A 17,893-nucleotide genomic window follows, 5' to 3' on the forward strand; every position below is an offset into this window, starting at 1 on the left:
AGGAGGCTCACGGACCGCCCGCAGGCAAGCGAAGCGCCTGGAACGGAAATCAACAGTTTTACTCCCTACAAAAAAAAAACCAAAGCTTTTAACTAGCCTTGGTTTTTAGTATATTATACAGATTCTAATAATTTTGTTAACGTATATCTTTCTTCTTCTGTTAACGGCACCAACGGTAGTCTGACACCGCCGACATCCATTCCCTTTAATTGCAGGGCTGTTTTAACTGGGGACGGACTTGGAGCACTAAATAGTCCCTTCATGATAGGCAGCAACGATTGATGCTGTTTAGCTGCACTTGCAAACTCTCCTGTCTCAAAAGAACGAATCATCTCTTGCATTTGATTCCCTAAAACATGTGAGGCTACAGAAACCACACCATTCCCTCCTATAGAAAGAACCGGCAAGGTTAACCCGTCATCCCCACTATATAGGACAAATTCATCAGGTGTATTTGCAATTATTTCCGTCATGGCATCCAGGTTCCCGCTTGCTTCTTTGACTGCAACGATATTTTCAATAGCAGAAAGGCGCACAATGGTTTCAACTGACATATTAACAACAGATCTGCCAGGAATATTATATAGCATGACAGGCAGGGAAGTTTCGGATGCGATTGTACTGAAGTGCTGATAAAGTCCCTCTTGACTAGGCTTATTGTAATACGGTGCCACTAACATGATGGCATCTACACCTGCAGCCTCCGCTTTATTCGTCAGGTCAATAGATGCTCGGGTATTATTGCTTCCTGTTCCTGCTATTACAGGGATTCTACCATCGACAACCTTCACTACATGGGAGAAAAGGGCAAGCTTTTCTTCTGTTGATAGTGTAGGAGATTCTCCTGTTGTTCCGGCTACAACAACGGAATCCGTCCCGTTTTTAATCAAATAGTTAATCAATTGTGTTGTTTTTTCAAAGTCTATGTTCCCTTTATTATCAAAAGGGGTTACCATAGCTGTTGATACTTTACCAAAGTTAATCATGAACTGTTTTCTCTCCTTCTTCTGCGGTTGGGTGTAAGATCGTTATTTGTTTTTTTGCAAGATTAAAAGCCTTGTGTAAAGCATTCACCGCTTTAATCATATCTTCTTGTTTTACAAGTACCCAGATTGTAGTGTGACTATCTGCGGATTGAAGAATTTGTATGCCTAGTTCTGAAAGTGCCGTCACTATTTTTGAAGTAACCCCGGGTACCCCTGTCATTCCCGCTCCAACAGTTGCAACTTTTGCACAGTGACGGTTTACTTTCGGCTCATACCCCAACTTTCGCAATACATTTATCGCTTTTTCGCTCATCTCATCTGTGACAGTATAGACCACACTAGTAGGGGAAATATTGAAAAAGTCTACGCTTATCTGTTCATTTGCCATTGCTCGAAAGACTTCTGTTTGGATACCATAATTTCCTTCTTTTGCAAATACCTTTATTTGCGTGACATTCGGTACATGGGCTATCCCTGTTATCAAGCGGTCCTTCACATCAGCACCTTTACCCATTCTATCAAGGGAGGTGACTAATGTCCCAGTTGAGTTAGAATACGTCGACCTGATACGAATTGGAATCTTTGCTTGCATCGCAATTTCCACGGCCCGCGGATGGATTACTTTTGCGCCCTGATATGCCATGTTACATATTTCGTTATAGGTGACAACAGGCAATGGAGAAGCATCTTTGACAATACGCGGATCTGCGGTCATGACCCCTTCCACATCTGTAAAAATATCAATCCATTCTGCCTGAAGGGCTGCACCTAATGCGGCAGCTGAAGTATCACTTCCTCCACGCCCAATGGTAGAAATATCTCCGTTCTTCGTTTCGCCTTGAAATCCTGCTACAACCACCACTTGATGCAATTCTAGCATTTCAAGAAGTCTTTCACATTTCATTTCAATGATACGTGCATTTGTGTGGTCATTATTGGTTCGAAATCCGGCCTGTGGACCATTCAATGCTGTTGCGGAAATTCCTTCTTTTTGCAACAGGCTACTGAAAACAATGGAAGAGATAATTTCCCCACAGGATAAAAGCATATCTATTTCGCGCCTAGACACGTTGTTCTTTCCTTTTTCCACAAGGTTCAAAAGGGTGTCTGTTGCGTAGGGCTCCCCTTTTCTTCCCATGGCGGATACGACAACAACTACTTTGTATCCATCATTCACGGCTTTCTTTATATGTTTGACTGCAGCATGTCTACTGGTTTCATCCCTTACAGACGTTCCACCAAACTTTTGAACTATAATTTTCATATATTGACACCTCATCGCGGTTTAGAAACATCCTTAATACATACGAAAGATGTGATGAAAATAGTACCCTGTGAATGGGACTCCCTGTTCAAGAATGGCATTGGAATGAAACCCGACTTTGTTCCGAAAAGAAAAGGTCTTACAAAGACCTTTTCTCTATCTTTTTATCGGTTGATGACACCAAGTTTCACTAAGCTCTCAGCAATTTGTACGGAATTCCAGGCTGCACCTTTTAGCAAGTTGTCGGAAACAATCCATAAATGAAACCCTTTTTTGTTATCCAAGTCCTTCCTGATTCTACCGACAAACACATCGTTAGAGCCCACACAATTAGCAGGCATCGGGTAAACCTGTTCTGCCGGATTGTCTTGCAGTACAACGCCAGGAGCTTTTTCAAGCAACGCTCTCATATCTTGAACAGTCACATTTTCGTCTTCTACTTCAATATATACAGACTCGGAATGTCCTGTTACAACCGGAAGGCGTACACATGTCGCAGCAACCTGTAAGTTTTGGTCATGCATGATTTTTTTTGTTTCATTAATCATTTTTTAATTCTTCAAACGTAAAACCGTTTTCTTCAAACTTATCAATCTGTGGAATGGCATTAAATGCAATTTGATAATGCTTTTTATCACCTTTAACAGGTAGAATGCTTGGTATGAAAGCTTCTTTGTTTAAGATTGCCTGTGATTGGGACTCAAGCTCATCAATTGCCGCCGCACCTGCTCCTGATACAGCTTGATATGTGCTGACAATGACCTTAGTAAGACCATATGATTTACGAATCGGCTCTAATGCAACTACCATTTGAATCGTCGAGCAATTCGGGTTTGCAATGATGCCATTATGGGATTTGATGTCTTCCTCATTTACTTCTGGTACGACCAACGGCACATTAGGATCCATACGGAAGTAGCTAGTATTATCAACCACAATTGCTCCCCGCTTTGCCGCTTCAGGCGCAAGCTCCTTGGAAACACTTCCTCCTGCACTGAACAATGCTATATGAACACCCTCAAATTTATCAGGTGTTGCCACTTCAATTGTCACTTCTTCCCCTTTGAATAATACTTTTTTACCTGCAGAGCGCTCCGAAGATAATAGCGTAAGCTTCTTGATAGGGAAATTTCTTTCTTCTAATGTATGAAGCATCTGCTGCCCTACTGCTCCTGTTGCGCCTACTACTGCTACATGTAAACCACTCATCTATTAAGCACCTCTCCATTTTAAAAATAGCTCTTAATGTTTATCTGAGCTTTCAGAAAAAATATTCATATATAGTTTTTTATTTTATCATATTACTGAAATAAAGAAGAGAAGAAATTCTTACTTTTCTTCTCTTCTAAGCAAATTTTATTATAAATCGTCTTTATATCTTTCCACGATGACTGGTTGTATTTGCTTATGCTCTAATGCATGCTCCACTGTAGGCATGAGCATACTCATTCTTGCAACCATGGAATTTGGTTTTTTATCTGGTGCATCTTGCCCATAAGGAATAAAGTATATATTTTTGGTAGCCATTAATCTCATTAAATTTAATCCATTTAATCCAAGGGCATCATTTGTTGATATCCCTAAAACAACCGGGTTATGATTCCTTAGTGTTGCCTTTGCAGCCATTAGTACAGGTGAATCTGTAAGTGCATTGGCTAATTTACTCATTGAATTCCCAGTTAAAGGGGCAATGATCATACAATCCAATGGAATTTTCGGTCCAAGCGGCTCTGCTTTTACAATGGAATCTATTACTTTAAATCCTGTCATATCTTCAATCAGTTTTATCCAATCTTCGCCTTGACCAAATCTGGTATTTGTATGTTGAACGGTCGAAGTAACTACTGGCCTCACTTCTGCACCAGCATCAAGTAGCTTTTGTATCTCCGGTATAACTGCATCATACGTACAATGAGATCCCGTTAAACCAAAACCTAGCCGTTTACCTTTTAATTGCATGGTTAATTCCCCTTTCTCCCTTCCATTTCTTCTTTAAGTAATTGTGACAAGACATTCGCCACGATCTGCCCCGCAGTTTTCGGAGCAACAATTCCTGGAAGTCCTGGAGCTAATAATGCTTTAATTCCTCTTTTTTCGGCATATCGAAAATCAGTTCCCCCTGGTTTTGATGCCAGATCAATGATGAGAGTGTGAGCAGGCATTTTGGAGATTACATCCGATGTTACGATAGGATGTGGAATAGTATTAATACACACATCTACATCTGTAATATTCTCAGCCAAGTCATTTAGATGGAATGGAATAACGCCCATCTCAAAGATACGGGCAATATGTTCGGATCTTCTTGCGCCTACACGTACATTAGCACCTAGTGCGGCAAAAGTACGCGCTACACTCATACCGACTCTTCCTAATCCCAGCACTGCCACTTTGGAGTTATGAATCGTAATATCTGTATGTTGAATCACCATCATAATGGTACCTTCCACTGTCGGGATTGCGTTATAAATGGCAACATCATCACGATCAAACAATTGAACCAATTTCCTGTTTGTACTTGCCACCAATTGATTCAAATAAGGATTCGTAATACCGGAATAAATGGTACAGTGCTCTGGTGTGTTCTTGACTAGTTCCTCTGTCAGCACAATTTTTTCATTAGAGAAGATTGTATCAACCTGCCCCTCTAAATTTGTGCCGGGAACAGGAAGGATAATGGCATGGACAGTCGTGAAATCCACTTCATTCATTTGCTCCTTTGAAGCACCTGTAAAGCCGTGATCTAGTTGGTCAAATCCTACAAGCGAAAGCTTCGCGTCCAGCTCAATAAGCTTACGTATCACTTCCAGCTGCCTTGCATCACCGCCAATGACAGCTATGTGCAAACCGGTCAGCATATATCGTTCACCTTCTTCTACTTCGTGAAAGTTTGTAAATCTGGCTCAAGTTTTTCTTACTTCCACATCTTATGTAAGCTAGAGAAAATCTGTGCTTGAATCCAGGGAGAAAGGGAAGAGTTTGCAAGGGGAGTGTTATTTAGTATTATGTAAATATTTTGATTGAGTCTTTCTGAGCTTTCTGCCCGAAGACGTGGTGATTTCTTTCTTTCGGGCATATAGAAAGCTTCTATACTACCGAAATCTGTGTGATTCCTACCGTTCGGGCGTATAGAACGCTTCTATACTATCGAAGACCTCGGAATTCCTTCCGTTCGGGCGTATAGAACGCTTCTATACTACCGAAGAACTTGTGATTCCTACCGTTCGGGCGTATAGAGCGCTTCTATACTACCGAAGACCTCGGGTTTCCTTCTGTTCTGGCGTATAGAACGCTTCTATACTACCGAAGACCTCGGGATTCCTTCCGTTCGGGCGTATAGAGCGCTCCAAACAAAAAAAGACCTAGCTCGCGCCAAGTCAGTCATTCTTCCTCTTCCGGTATGTCAATAATAATCATATCTGTGCCGATCTTTTTAATATGATTCCACGGCACACGAATGTCACTGCCTTCCTTCTTCAACCCAAACCACTTCAACGAAGGAATGATGAGCGAACGTATCTCACCAGTATTTTCGTTGATCTCAAGATCCGTATGACCAAGTATCCCTAACCGTTCTGCACGTTTCACATCGACAATTTCCTTTCCGCTCATTTCACTTAACCTCATATAATAAAACACCTCCTATACTATCTATATTAGAAGGCGTCCAAAAAAAAACCTGCCAATGAAAAATGGCAGGTTTCCTCTTATTTTTCTTGAATTGATTTAGGCATTTCACCGCTAGGGCTGATCAAAGCAACAGAATATTCATCTGTGAAAATCTTGGTTGCCAAGTTATTGACAGATTCCTCTGTGATACTATTGATTCTTTCTAAGATATCATCTAGGGAGCGATGTCTTCCGAGAAGAAGCTCGTTCTTTCCGTTTCTGCTCATACGACTGTTTGTGCTCTCAAGACTCAACATAAGGCTACCTTTTATTTGTTCCTTACTGTTGACAAGCTCTTTTTTAGTTATTCCGTCATGTTTCAGTGTGTTAAGCGTCTGTTGAATGGTTTCAAACAGAAGATCTAATTGGTTGCTGCCAGTTCCACCATAAATGGTTAGCATACCATTGTCTTGGAAGGTGGAGTGATAGGAATAGACGGAATACGCAAGTCCGCGTTCTTCTCTGACATCTTGGAATAGACGACTGCTCATGCTGCCGCCAAGCACATTGTTCAACACAATCAGGTTGTAAATATCTTTATCACCAATTTGAAGCCCGTCGTAACCAATACAGAGATGAGCCTGTTCAGTTGTTTTCTTTTTGGCAATTCTTCCGGTTTCAAAGCTAGGTTTTACATACTCACGCTTTGAGTGACCAGTTTCATAACTTCCAAATAGGTTTTCAATCTCTTTCACAAATGACTCATCAATATTACCTGCTACGGAGATCACGACATTGTCAGGAGTATAGGTTTCTTTCATATAATCACGCAATGTATTTCCGTTAAAAGCAGATAAAGTTTCTTCTGTTCCAAGTATCGGATAACCTAAAGGATGGTTACCATAGGAAGCTCTTGCCAAAACGTCATGAACGATATCATCTGGTGCATCTTCATACATTTTGATTTCCTCGTACACAACATTCTTTTCCTTCTTCAATTCTTCTTCATCAAAGATGGAATGGAAAAACATATCAGCTAACACTCCAAGTGCATAGGAAGAGTGTTCATCCATCACTTTTGCATAATAACAAGTGTATTCCTTTGAAGTAAATGCATTTACCTGCCCTCCGATAGAATCGAAAGCCTCGGCAATTTCACGTGCATTTTTTGTTTCTGTTCCTTTGAAGAACATATGCTCAAGGAAATGAGATACTCCATTGTTTACATTGTCTTCATTTCGTGAACCTGTTCCAATCCATACGCCAATCGCAACCGATCGGACATGTGGAATATTTTCTAATACAATTCTTACTCCGTTTGAACATGTATGTTTAGTAAGCAACGATAATCCTCCTATTCAAGTTTGCCAAATCTAGTTGTGGTGAACGATCCTTTCTTCACTTAAAAGAGAAGAAACCGTCCCTAGTTCGAGCCCTTTATCTTTAATGGATGTAATAAGAGTTTCCAAACTGTTAGCTGTTGATGGCGTAGGATGCATAAGAACCATCGCACCAGGATGAATCTTCCCCATCACTCGATTAACGAGAACATCAGGTGACGGCTTCTGCCAATCAATGGTATCAACACTCCACATAATCGTCCCTAATTTCATCTCATGGGCAATGTTAACGACCTCGTCGCGGTAGCTTCCACTTGGAGGGGCAAACCAAGTGACTTTACTGCCAGAAATCGCCTCAATGACTTCATTTGTCTTTAAAAGCTGTTTCCTGACCGCAGTACTTCCCAATGTTTTCATATTAGGGTGTGTGTAAGAATGATTCCCCACTTCATGTCCAGCATCTATTATCATTTTAGCCATCGAAGGGTTTTCTTTAACCCATCTTCCTTCAAGAAAAAAAGTTGCCTGCACTCCATGATTTTTCAAAGTTTCTAGCATCCCTGGAATATGCTCGTTTCCCCACGCCACATTTATCAAAAACGATACCATTGGCTTTTCTGGGTGCCCTCTATAAATTGGTGAAGGTGGCAAGTCGGAAAGGTGAATTTTAGGCGATATTTGCTCCATTACGAGCTTTTTCTCGTCAAATACACCGCTCTTCTTCATGTTTTTATATGAGGCTTCAAGATCCACTTTTAAACCGTTAAGTCCGGGCTGGGCCTTCCAAACCTTGTCTATTTTAGCGTCTTGCGGAGCCACTTCATATGTTGATGCTTTTTGCTCAATCTCCACATAAAGTGCATCCTTTTTCTGGGCCACTTCTGCTATATCTTTAGAAAGTATAGCTGCTATATCACCCTGAAAAGGATGACTCACCGTGTTATATGTAAAAAATGCAATAATAACAAATGCCAACAGTTGAAACGTACTCCTTTTCATTCTTCCACCCACTCCTTCCTACTTAAAATTTATGTAGGAAGTGGACAAGGTAGAACAAATAAAGCTTGTTAGATATCAACCCCCATTAAATAAATGTTTATGGGGGAGGTACTGCAAAAAGCCCGGCGGTCAAACCAGGCTCCTATCTTAGGACATTTGTTCGTTTTTTTCTTTTTTCTCTTTAAGTAAGACTTTTCTAGAAAGATTCACTCTTCCCTGCTTGTCGATCTCCATAACTTTTACAAGAACTTCTTCCCCAAGTTTCACAATATCTTCCACTTGTTTCACGCGTTCTTCTGCAAGTTCTGAGATGTGGACAAGTCCATCTTTTCCACTGAATAGCTCAACAAATGCACCGAACTTTTCAATACGTTTTACTTTACCCATGTAGATTTCGCCCACTTGGACTTCACGTACGATATCTTCGATGATTTTCTTCGCTTTGTCATTCATCTCCATATTAATGGAAGAAATAAATACCGTTCCATCTTGTTCGATATCAATTTTAACACCAGTTTCTTCAATAATCTTATTGATTTGTTTACCGCTAGGTCCAATTACATCACGGATCTTATCAGGGTTGATGCTCATCATCAAGATCTTCGGCGCATAAGGAGAAAGCTCTTTACGAGACTCATCAATCGTAGCAAGCATGGAATCAAGAATATGCATACGTCCAATTTTAGCCTGTTGAAGTGCTTCTTCTAAAATATCGCGGGAAAGACCTTCAATCTTAATATCCATTTGAAGTGCCGTAACACCTTTGGCTGTCCCAGCAACTTTAAAGTCCATATCTCCAAGGTGATCTTCCATTCCTTGAATATCGGAAAGAACAGTATAATGCTCGCCTTTTTTAATTAATCCCATTGCAATACCTGCTACTGGAGCTTTAATAGGTACGCCTGCATCCATCATGGCAAGTGTGCTTGCACAGATACTTGCTTGAGAAGTGGAACCGTTCGATTCTAGAACTTCAGATACAAGACGAACTGTGTACGGGAAGTCTTTCTCGGAAGGAATAACCGGATCAAGGGCACGCTCACCAAGAGCACCATGTCCGATTTCGCGACGGCCCGGACCTCTCATTGGACCAGTTTCCCCAACACTGAATAATGGGAAGTTATAGTGATGCATGAAACGTTTCTCTTCTTCAATACCTAATCCGTCAAGAATCTGCACGTCACCAAGTGCACCTAAAGTACAGATGCTCAATGCTTGAGTTTGTCCACGTGTAAACAGACCTGAACCGTGAGTACGAGGCAATAAGCCGACCTCAGAAGCAAGTGGACGGATTTCGTCGCTCTTACGTCCATCAGGGCGTACTTTATCTTCTGTAATAAGGCGTCTTACTTCTTCTTTCACTAGCATACTTAGGATTTCGTTGACTTGCTTCAACACATCAGCTTCTGCTTCTTGCTCTTCATAGCGAGCAAGGACCTCTGCTTTCACTTCTTTGATAGCTGCTTCACGAGCATGCTTTTCAAAGACTTGAACAGCTTTTGTCATTTTCTCTTCAGCAAGTGCACGGATTTCATGTTCAAGGTTTTTATCAACTTCATAAAGAGTAACTTCTGTTTTCTCTTTCCCTACTGCTTGTACAATTTCTTCTTGGAAAGCAATTAAACGTTTGATTTCGTTATGACCAAACATGATTGCTTCTAACATTACTTCTTCCGGCACTTCATCAGCACCAGCTTCAACCATGTTGATTGCATCCTTTGTACCAGCTACAACCAAGTTGATATCACTCTTTTCAAGCTGGTCAACATTAGGATTAATAACGAATTCGTCATTGATTCTTCCTACTGTTACCCCTGCGATCGGACCTTGGAAAGGAATATCGGAAACAGAAAGTGCCAAAGAAGAACCAAACATCGCTGCCATTTCGGAAGAGCAGTTCTGATCTACACTCATCACGATGCTGATAACTTGTACTTCGTTACGGAAACCATCAGCAAATAGCGGACGAATTGGGCGGTCAATCAAGCGGCTAGCCAGTACAGCCTTCTCACTTGGACGTCCCTCTCTCTTAATGAATCCACCAGGGATTTTACCTACTGCGTATAATCTTTCTTCATAGTTAACTGTTAATGGAAAGAAATCTAATTTCTTCGGTTCTTTTGAAGCGGTTGCAGTGCTGAGCACAGCAGTATCTCCGTATCGGACCATAACAGCTCCGTTTGCTTGCTTCGCTAATTGTCCTACTTCTACCGTCAGGTTTCTTCCAGCCCAGTCGATAGAAAACACTTGTTTATCTTGTCCCATGAGTTCGTTTAACCCCTCTCTAGCTTTCATATGTATTGACCTTCTTCTCAATGCCTGCATCCAATCATCGGAATGCAGCTTAATTAGTAGAACAGTCTATGTGAAAATAAGTTTTAGTATTATGTATAGTATGAACGAAATAACTACTACATATCAATAGAATTCCAGCATGTATAGGAAAAAAATCGCTTTTTGGTGTTTATAAGCAATTTTTGAAAAATAACTTCTAAAATACTAATAAAAAAGCGGGAATTCTCCCGCTTTTTCTGACAAACTTATCGACGTAAACCTAATTTGTTAATTAGTTCACGGTAACGAGTTACATCTTTGTTACGTAGGTAAGTAAGTAAGTTACGACGCTTACCAACCATTTTCAATAGACCACGACGTGAGTGGTGATCTTTCTTGTGAGTACGTAAATGCTCGTTCAGGTTGTTGATCTGTTCTGTTAGGACAGCGATCTGAACTTCTGGAGATCCAGTGTCAGATTCGTGAGTTCTGAACTCGTTGATAAGTTCTTGTTTACGCTCTTGTGTAATAGCCATCCTATTCACCTCCTTAATAGTAAAAACCCCTATTACCGAGCAAGCGTTGGTGATTCGACTTGCCAAGCAATGGTTTTAGTACGTTTAATAGCATACCTCTTTTTACGTCAAAAAGCAAGTATCGTGCAGGTTTTTTTGAAAATAGTCTTCAGCAATTCCCTTGTCTTTTCTAATCTGAGCAACAAGTGCATCAATACCCGAAAACTTCTTTTCTTCCCTTATACAATCATGCCATTCTATTATTACCTCTGCTCCATAGATTTGCTGATCAAAATCCAAAAGATGAACTTCTATGGACGGTAAGCTTTCTTTTTCCTGTTTGTGAAAAGTTGGTTTATAGCCGACATTGCACACCCCATTGAACCATCTGTCATTCACGTTCATACGTACCGTGTAGACACCTGTTTTAGGAATCACATAATCATCAGCAAGGACTACATTGGCAGTAGGAAACCCGATTGTCCGGCCCCTCTTTTCTCCATGCCCGACTTTTCCACGTATTTGATAAAAACGGCCTAAAGTATTGGGCAGGTCGGAAACTTTGCCCTCCTTCAGCTGCTCTCTAATGAAGGTCGAACTTACTTTCAAATCATTTGTCGTGTATTTCTCCACAACAGTCTGATCAAATTGCTGTCTGGAATGAAACGGAAGGGTCTCCATTGTCCCTTTACCGAGACTTCCGTAGGAATAATCAAATCCAGCTACCACATGTTTAATGTTCAGCCCAATAATATATTGATCTACAAAGTCCTGCGGTACAAGTGACGCAAAAGACATGTCAAATTTGACCACATAAAGAATGTCCACCCCTAAAGATGCAAGCAATCTAATCTTTTCAGAAAGTGGCGTTATATAGCGGACATGTTGGACAGTCTTTCTCAAAACGACGGAAGGATGGGGATCCAATGTCATTACGGCACTTGCCACACCAAGGTCTTTGGATTTAGACAGTGCACTTTTAATCACTTTTTGATGTCCCAAATGGATGCCATCGAAAAAACCGAGGGCCACTGTAGCAGGGATACATTCTTCTTTTGAAAGGGAATGCGGATGCTCCAAATACACAACTTTCATCATTTATCACCTAAATCTTAATTAATCATGCAAGACCTTCACACACCAATTAGTCATGAAAAACTTTCTTTGGTTTCATAAGGCCTGGCTTTGATGGATGTTTCATATAGATGGCCAAGCATTTATCTTCATGGAATACACTAAAGTATTCATTTGATTCATCAATATTTTCCGGGTACGGCAAAACCGCACCATTATACACTTTCTCTGCTACTTTATCACTAATCTCCAACTTAGGCAATGAACTTAGTGCTTTTTCCATGGGCAACAGTTTCTCTTGGACCATACCTTGTTCTGCAAGCTCACTTAATTGTTCTAAAGTGATTGCTTGATCAATGGTAAAGTCTCCAGAAGAAATTCTGGTCAAATAGGACATGTGGGCAGGATAACCAAGCAATTCACCAATTTGTACAGCAAGGGTTCTTACATATGTACCTTTGCTGCAGTTTACTTGAAAGGTAAAATTTTAACTTGGCCTTTTTTCTTCTTCATATGTAATATCGCTTGTCAGGAAGATATCATGGATGGTCACTTTTCTTGAAGGTCTGTCGATTACCTTCCCTTCTCTTGCGTATTCATAAAGCTTTTTTCCTTTAATTTTTACAGCGGAATACATGGGAGGTGTTTGGTCAATTTCTCCTTTAAGTTCTTGAAGGACGGAAAGTATTTTTTCTTTTGCTATAGGGTTGTCCACCCATTTTTCTTCTACTACTTCCCCTGTTTGGTCTTCTGTTGTGGTTGCGGTGCCGATGGTGACCTCTGCTACATATGTTTTTTGTTCTGCAGTCAGGAATTCTACGACTTTTGTAGCTCTGCCAATACAGATGGGAAGGACTCCGGTCACTTCTGGATCTAGTGTCCCGGTGTGGCCGACTTTTTTTGTTTGTAGTATTTTCCTCACTTTGAATACGCAGTCATGTGAAGTGAAGCCTTTTGGTTTGTTTAAAATTAAAATGCCGTCCATTTAGGCCACCCCTTTCATTTTATAATAAATATTCCCCTGTAGATTGGAGTGCAAGGTGTGAGACTCCTGCGGGGGGATAACGGTAGGTTGAGACCCCCGAGCGTTGTGAGGAGGCTCAAGCACCGTCCCGCGGAAAGCGAACAGCTGGAACGCAAATCAACAGGGAGTTAATGTGAGCAATCATTATAGTCAACAAAAAGGATAGACAAGTGCTGCCTACCCTTTTTTGTTACTCTTCATCATCAGAGTCAGAGTCTTTTCTATTCAATTCGTGTATCAGGCTATTGATGTGGTTACCGTATGCGATGGATTCGTCAAACTCGAAGAAAAGCTCTGGAGTTTTTCTTAGGCGAATTCTTCGTCCAATTTCACTGCGGATAAAGCCTTTAGCTTTTGCCAAGCCAATCAATGTGTCTTGTCTTTTCTCATCGTCTCCAAGCACAGAGATGAAAACCTTGGCTTGTTGAAGATCTCCAGTAACCTGTACATCCGTTACTGTTACAAAGCCTACACGAGGGTCTTTGATTTTACGACCAATGATATCAGAAAGCTCTTTTTTCATTTGCTCTCCAACTCTGTTTGATCTGAGTGTCATACCTTTCACCCCTTTAAAGCCAATCAAGCGAAGTTTCTGCCCGCTCTATCTCTGGAAAGGAATCCAGGTAGTCGAGCACTTTTTGCAATTCTTTCTCGGTGATGGATTTGGACGAAGAGATGGATACAATTCCAATCTTCGTCCGTTGCCATACGTCCTGATGGTCAATCTCTGATATGGAAATATTAAACCTCTGCTTCAGCCTCGTCATAATGCGCTGAAGGACTGCCCTTTTTTCCTTCAAAGATTGAGCATCATAGATCATACAGTCACACTCTAGATATCCAATCATTTTCTTTCGATTTCTTGCATTACATACGCTTCGATGATGTCGCCTTCTTTAATATCGTTAAAGTTCTTGATTGTTACACCACATTCGTAGTTTGTCGCAACTTCTTTCACATCGTCTTTGAAACGCTTGAGTGTATCAAGTTCCCCTTCAAAAATAACAATTCCGTCACGAATTAAACGAATGCTGGAATCACGAGTGATTTTTCCTTCTGTTACATACGCACCTGCGATTGTACCTACTTTAGAAACTTTGAATGTCTGGCGAACTTCTACTTGACCGATTACTTTTTCTTCGAATTCAGGATCAAGCATACCTTTCATTGCCGCTTCAATTTCTTCAATCGCTTTATAGATGATTCGGTGAAGACGGATATCAACGTTTTCAACATCTGCAGTACGTTTCGCACCAGCGTCAGGGCGAACGTTGAAACCAATGACAATCGCATTGGACGCAGAAGCTAATATGATATCAGATTCTGTGATGGCACCAACGCCAGTGTGGATGATTTTAACTTTTGCACCTTCTACGTCGATTTTCTGCAGGGAAGCAGCCATTGCTTCTACAGAACCTTGAACGTCTGCTTTTACAATCAAGTTGATTTCTTTCATTTCACCTTGCTTGATTTGTTCGAATAAGTCATCAAGTGTTACACGCGTTTTTTCACTGCGTTGTTCTTGAAGTTGCTTTTGAGCACGCGCTTCTCCGACATTACGAGCCGTTTTCTCATCCGCAAACACCATGAAGTTGTCCCCAGCTTGTGGTACTTCATTTAGTCCAGTTATTTCAACTGGTGTGGATGGACCAGCTTCTTTCACGCGACGTCCAAGATCGTTGACCATTGCACGAACTCGACCGAACGTGTTACCTACAACGATTGGGTCTCCAATGCGAAGTGTTCCTCTTTGTACAAGAAGGGTAGCAACTGAACCTCTTCCTTTATCAAGCTGTGCTTCGATAACTGTACCAGACGCAGCACGTTTGGAGTTTGCTTTATATTCTTCCACTTCGGATACAAGAAGAATCATTTCTAGAAGTGTATCGATGCCTTCCCCCTTGATTGCAGAAAGTGGTACAAAGATAGTATCTCCGCCCCAAGCTTCTGACACTAATCCGTGTTCTGTTAATTCTTGCATAACACGGTCAGGATTGGCACCTTCTTTATCCATTTTGTTTACCGCAACGATGATTGGTACTTCCGCAGCTTTAGCATGGTTAATGGCTTCCACTGTTTGAGGCATAACGCCGTCATCTGCTGCAACTACAAGGATCGTGATATCTGTAACTTGTGCTCCACGAGAACGCATTGTTGTAAACGCAGCATGTCCAGGAGTATCAAGGAACGTGTATTTTTTTACCTTGTTCTACTTCTACTTGGTATGCCCCGATGTGCTGTGTAATTCCACCAGCTTCACCTGCAGTTACCTTTGTATTACGGATAGAGTCAAGAAGCGTTGTTTTACCATGGTCAACGTGACCCATGATGGTAACGACTGGAGGACGCTCTTCCATTACTTCTTCTGTATCTTCGGAATCGTATCCCTCAAAATCGGTTACTTCGAAGATAATTTCCTCTTCTACTTCCACATTGTACTCGCCAGCGATTAACTCGATGGAATCTTTATCAAGATCCTGGTTGATCGTCGCCATGACACCAAGCATCAAGAGCTTTTTGATGATTTCAGAAGGCTCTTTGTTTAGCTTGTTCGCAAGTTCTCCAACTGTCAGGGAACCAGTGAAAGTGATTTTAGAAGGAGTTTCTTTTTTCTTCACAGGTTGTGGCGGAGCTTGTTGTCCGCGGTTTTGATTTTGTTTATTGTTTTGTTTCTTTTTCCCTTTAGAAGAATGATTGTTATTGTTGTTATTATTGTTAAATGGCTTTTTAGGTGAAGAGGTGTTTTTTCCTTTTCCGCCTTGGTTGCCGCCTTGAGTTTGGTTGTTATTTTGTTTTTTAGGTGCAGAAGCAGTGTTTTGTGGTGCTGCTTTCTTTGGTGCTTCTGTTTTATTTGTGCCGTTCAATTTTTGGATCGTGTCGTCGTCTAATGTTGCCATATGGTTTGATACCTCAATATTCATTTCTTTTAGTTTTGTAATGACATCTTTACTTGATACGTTCTTTTGTTTTGCGTATTCGTACACGCGTAATTTCGTCATACATTCACCCCCAAAGATTAATCGAGCATGGAGAGTAGCTTTTTGGCGAACCCTTCATCGAGAATGGCGACCGAAACTCTCGCATCTTTTCCTATCGCTCGACCTAACTCATACCGATCGTCTACCGTTCTGATCGGTACGTTATAGTACGTACATTTATCTTGTAATTTTTTCATCGTGTTAGCAGAAGCGTCGCTTGCCAGTAGGACCAGCTTCGCCTTTCCTGCCCTCACTTCTTTAATGACAAGTTCTTCCCCTGTTATAGTCTTTCTTGCTCTTGTAGCAAGACCGACAATGGATAGCCATTGATTATTCATGTGTTGAGTTATTCTCCGTTTCTACCAGCTGAAGCAATTCATCATACAATGAATCATCAATCGCTACTTCCAGGTGACGGGCTAGGATGTTTTTCTTTTTTGCAAGGAGGATGCTCTCCTTGTTTCTTGCAAGATATGCCCCTCGGCCTGACTTTTTCCCTGTAGGGTCAATCGAAACTTCGCCTTCTTTAGAACGGACGATACGAATCAATTCCTTTTTCGGCTTCAGTTCTTGACTTGCCACACATTTGCGCATTGGGACCTTTTTGCGATTGTTCACCTGATTCACCTTCTTTTAAAAATCAGTCTTCAAAGTTGTTGTCATCGTAGAATTCATCATCGGAATTTTCTGTATCATTTTTGGATAGAGAAAGACTTGGGTAAATTCCTAGTTCTTCCGCTTCAGATTCACTCTTAATGTCAATTTTCCAACCTGTTAACTTAGCAGCTAGTCTCGCGTTTTGTCCACGTTTACCAATTGCCAAAGAAAGTTGGTAATCAGGTACGATGACAGTTGTTGCCTTTTCTTCTTCATTAACTTGAACTTCCAGTACTTTAGAAGGACTTAGTGCATTTGCAACGAACTCAACAGGATCTTTAGACCATCGAACGATGTCAATTTTCTCTCCTTTTAATTCATTAACAATTGCTTGCACCCTTTGTCCTTTAGGTCCAACACAAGCTCCCACTGGATCTACTTCAGGGTTGTCACAGTGAACGGAAATCTTTGAACGGTCTCCAGCTTCACGAGCTACGGACTTAATTTCTACGGTGCCATCATAAATTTCTGGAACTTCAAGTTCAAAAAGGCGCTTTAAAAGCCCAGGATGAGAACGTGAAACAAAAATTTGTGGACCTTTTGTGGTTTTTTCCACTTTTGTAAGGAACACTTTAATTCTATCATGAGGCTTGTAATGTTCATTAGGCATTTGCTCATTAACTGGCAACAATGCCTCAATTTTGCCAAGGCTCACATAGATGAATTTGGAGTCTAGACGCTGAACGATACCTGTCATAATATCTTCTTCACGTTCGATATATTCAGAATAGATGACTCCTCGTTCTGCTTCTCTTACTCTCTGAGTTACTACTTGCTTTGCAGTTTGCGCTGCAATACGTCCGAAGTCCTTTGGTGTCACTTCAATCTCAACAACATCATTTTCTTGATAATTCGGATCAATTTGACGTGCTTCCTGAATGGAGATTTCCAGACGGGAATCAAATACTTCATCTACCACGTCTTTTCTTGCAAATACGCGCATTGTACCTGTTTCTAGGTTCATATCCACTCGTACATTTTGTGCTTGATTAAAGTTTCTTTTGTAAGCAGATATAAGTGCAGCCTCAATCGCTTCAATAATTACATCTTTGCTAATGCCCTTTTCTTTTTCCATCAGGGTTAAAGCATCAAATAACTCGCTGCTCATACAACCAAGTCCCCCTTAAAATACCTATGATTCAAAATTTTTTCCCAACATCACCTAAACGAAGG

Annotated in this window: 15 protein-coding genes and 3 pseudogenes; all 18 read right to left on the reverse strand. The window is 41.0% G+C overall.

Annotated elements, in window-relative coordinates; genetic code table 11:
• Positions 1-113: 113 nt before the first annotated feature.
• Positions 114-986, reverse strand: coding sequence for a 4-hydroxy-tetrahydrodipicolinate synthase (gene dapA / locus M313_RS0105740; RefSeq protein WP_010193291.1), 873 nt, complete (start codon positions 984-986; stop codon positions 114-116).
• Complete coding sequence (dapG, locus tag M313_RS0105745) at positions 979-2,250, reverse strand: aspartate kinase (RefSeq protein ID WP_010193293.1); 1,272 nt, start codon at positions 2,248-2,250, stop codon at positions 979-981. Before dapG ends, dapA begins: the two co-directional genes overlap by 8 nt.
• A 164-nt stretch (positions 2,251-2,414) precedes the next feature.
• A pseudogene (gene asd, locus M313_RS22810) lies at positions 2,415-3,459 on the reverse strand (aspartate-semialdehyde dehydrogenase).
• Between the two features lie 150 nt (positions 3,460-3,609).
• The gene (locus tag M313_RS0105755) at positions 3,610-4,209 is read right to left on the reverse strand and encodes a dipicolinate synthase subunit B (protein ID WP_010193296.1); all 600 of its coding nucleotides are present in this window, start codon (positions 4,207-4,209) and stop codon (positions 3,610-3,612) included.
• Between the two features lie 2 nt (positions 4,210-4,211).
• Positions 4,212-5,108 (reverse strand): dipicolinic acid synthetase subunit A, encoded by an 897-nt coding sequence (dpaA, locus tag M313_RS0105760; RefSeq protein ID WP_010193297.1) that lies wholly within the window; start codon positions 5,106-5,108, stop codon positions 4,212-4,214.
• A 523-nt stretch (positions 5,109-5,631) separates the two neighbouring features.
• Complete coding sequence (locus M313_RS0105765; protein ID WP_010193298.1) at positions 5,632-5,877, reverse strand: YlmC/YmxH family sporulation protein; 246 nt, start codon at positions 5,875-5,877, stop codon at positions 5,632-5,634.
• 80 nt (positions 5,878-5,957) lie between these two features.
• The gene (locus M313_RS25555) at positions 5,958-7,202 is read right to left on the reverse strand and encodes a M16 family metallopeptidase (RefSeq protein WP_010193299.1); all 1,245 of its coding nucleotides are present in this window, start codon (positions 7,200-7,202) and stop codon (positions 5,958-5,960) included.
• A 30-nt stretch (positions 7,203-7,232) separates the two neighbouring features.
• Entirely contained in the window at positions 7,233-8,198 is a 966-nt protein-coding gene (locus M313_RS25560) for a polysaccharide deacetylase family protein (RefSeq protein WP_010193300.1), read from the reverse strand.
• Between the two features lie 147 nt (positions 8,199-8,345).
• Positions 8,346-10,463 (reverse strand): polyribonucleotide nucleotidyltransferase, encoded by a 2,118-nt coding sequence (pnp, locus tag M313_RS0105780; RefSeq protein WP_029326358.1) that lies wholly within the window; start codon positions 10,461-10,463, stop codon positions 8,346-8,348.
• A gap of 275 nt (positions 10,464-10,738) precedes the next feature.
• Positions 10,739-11,008, reverse strand: a complete 270-nt coding sequence (gene rpsO, locus M313_RS0105785) for a 30S ribosomal protein S15 (RefSeq protein ID WP_010193305.1) — start codon at positions 11,006-11,008, stop codon at positions 10,739-10,741.
• A 102-nt stretch (positions 11,009-11,110) separates the two neighbouring features.
• Positions 11,111-12,082, reverse strand: coding sequence for a bifunctional riboflavin kinase/FAD synthetase (ribF, locus tag M313_RS0105790; RefSeq protein ID WP_010193308.1), 972 nt, complete (start codon positions 12,080-12,082; stop codon positions 11,111-11,113).
• A 49-nt stretch (positions 12,083-12,131) separates the two neighbouring features.
• Positions 12,132-13,046: pseudogene (truB, locus tag M313_RS22815) on the reverse strand (tRNA pseudouridine(55) synthase TruB).
• Positions 13,047-13,275: 229 nt separating this feature from the next.
• Positions 13,276-13,641, reverse strand: a complete 366-nt coding sequence (rbfA, locus tag M313_RS0105800) for a 30S ribosome-binding factor RbfA (RefSeq protein ID WP_029326359.1) — start codon at positions 13,639-13,641, stop codon at positions 13,276-13,278.
• A 13-nt stretch (positions 13,642-13,654) separates the two neighbouring features.
• On the reverse strand, positions 13,655-13,933 hold the full coding sequence (locus tag M313_RS0105805; protein ID WP_010193313.1) for a DUF503 domain-containing protein: 279 nt from the start codon (positions 13,931-13,933) through the stop codon (positions 13,655-13,657).
• Positions 13,930-16,084: pseudogene (infB, locus tag M313_RS22820) on the reverse strand (translation initiation factor IF-2). The gene M313_RS0105805 and the pseudogene infB overlap by 4 nt, the downstream one beginning before the upstream one ends.
• 17 nt (positions 16,085-16,101) lie before the next feature.
• Positions 16,102-16,401, reverse strand: a complete 300-nt coding sequence (locus M313_RS0105815) for a YlxQ family RNA-binding protein (RefSeq protein ID WP_010193314.1) — start codon at positions 16,399-16,401, stop codon at positions 16,102-16,104.
• Positions 16,394-16,681 (reverse strand): RNase P modulator RnpM, encoded by a 288-nt coding sequence (gene rnpM / locus M313_RS0105820; RefSeq protein WP_010193317.1) that lies wholly within the window; start codon positions 16,679-16,681, stop codon positions 16,394-16,396. The genes M313_RS0105815 and rnpM overlap by 8 nt, the downstream gene beginning before the upstream one ends.
• A 22-nt stretch (positions 16,682-16,703) precedes the next feature.
• Entirely contained in the window at positions 16,704-17,828 is a 1,125-nt protein-coding gene (gene nusA, locus M313_RS0105825; protein ID WP_010193318.1) for a transcription termination factor NusA, read from the reverse strand.
• Positions 17,829-17,893: the final 65 nt, after the last annotated feature.

The organism is Bacillus sp. m3-13 (genome assembly GCF_000175075.1).
Classification (GTDB): domain Bacteria; phylum Bacillota; class Bacilli; order Bacillales; family Bacillaceae_I; genus Sutcliffiella_A; species Sutcliffiella_A horikoshii_C.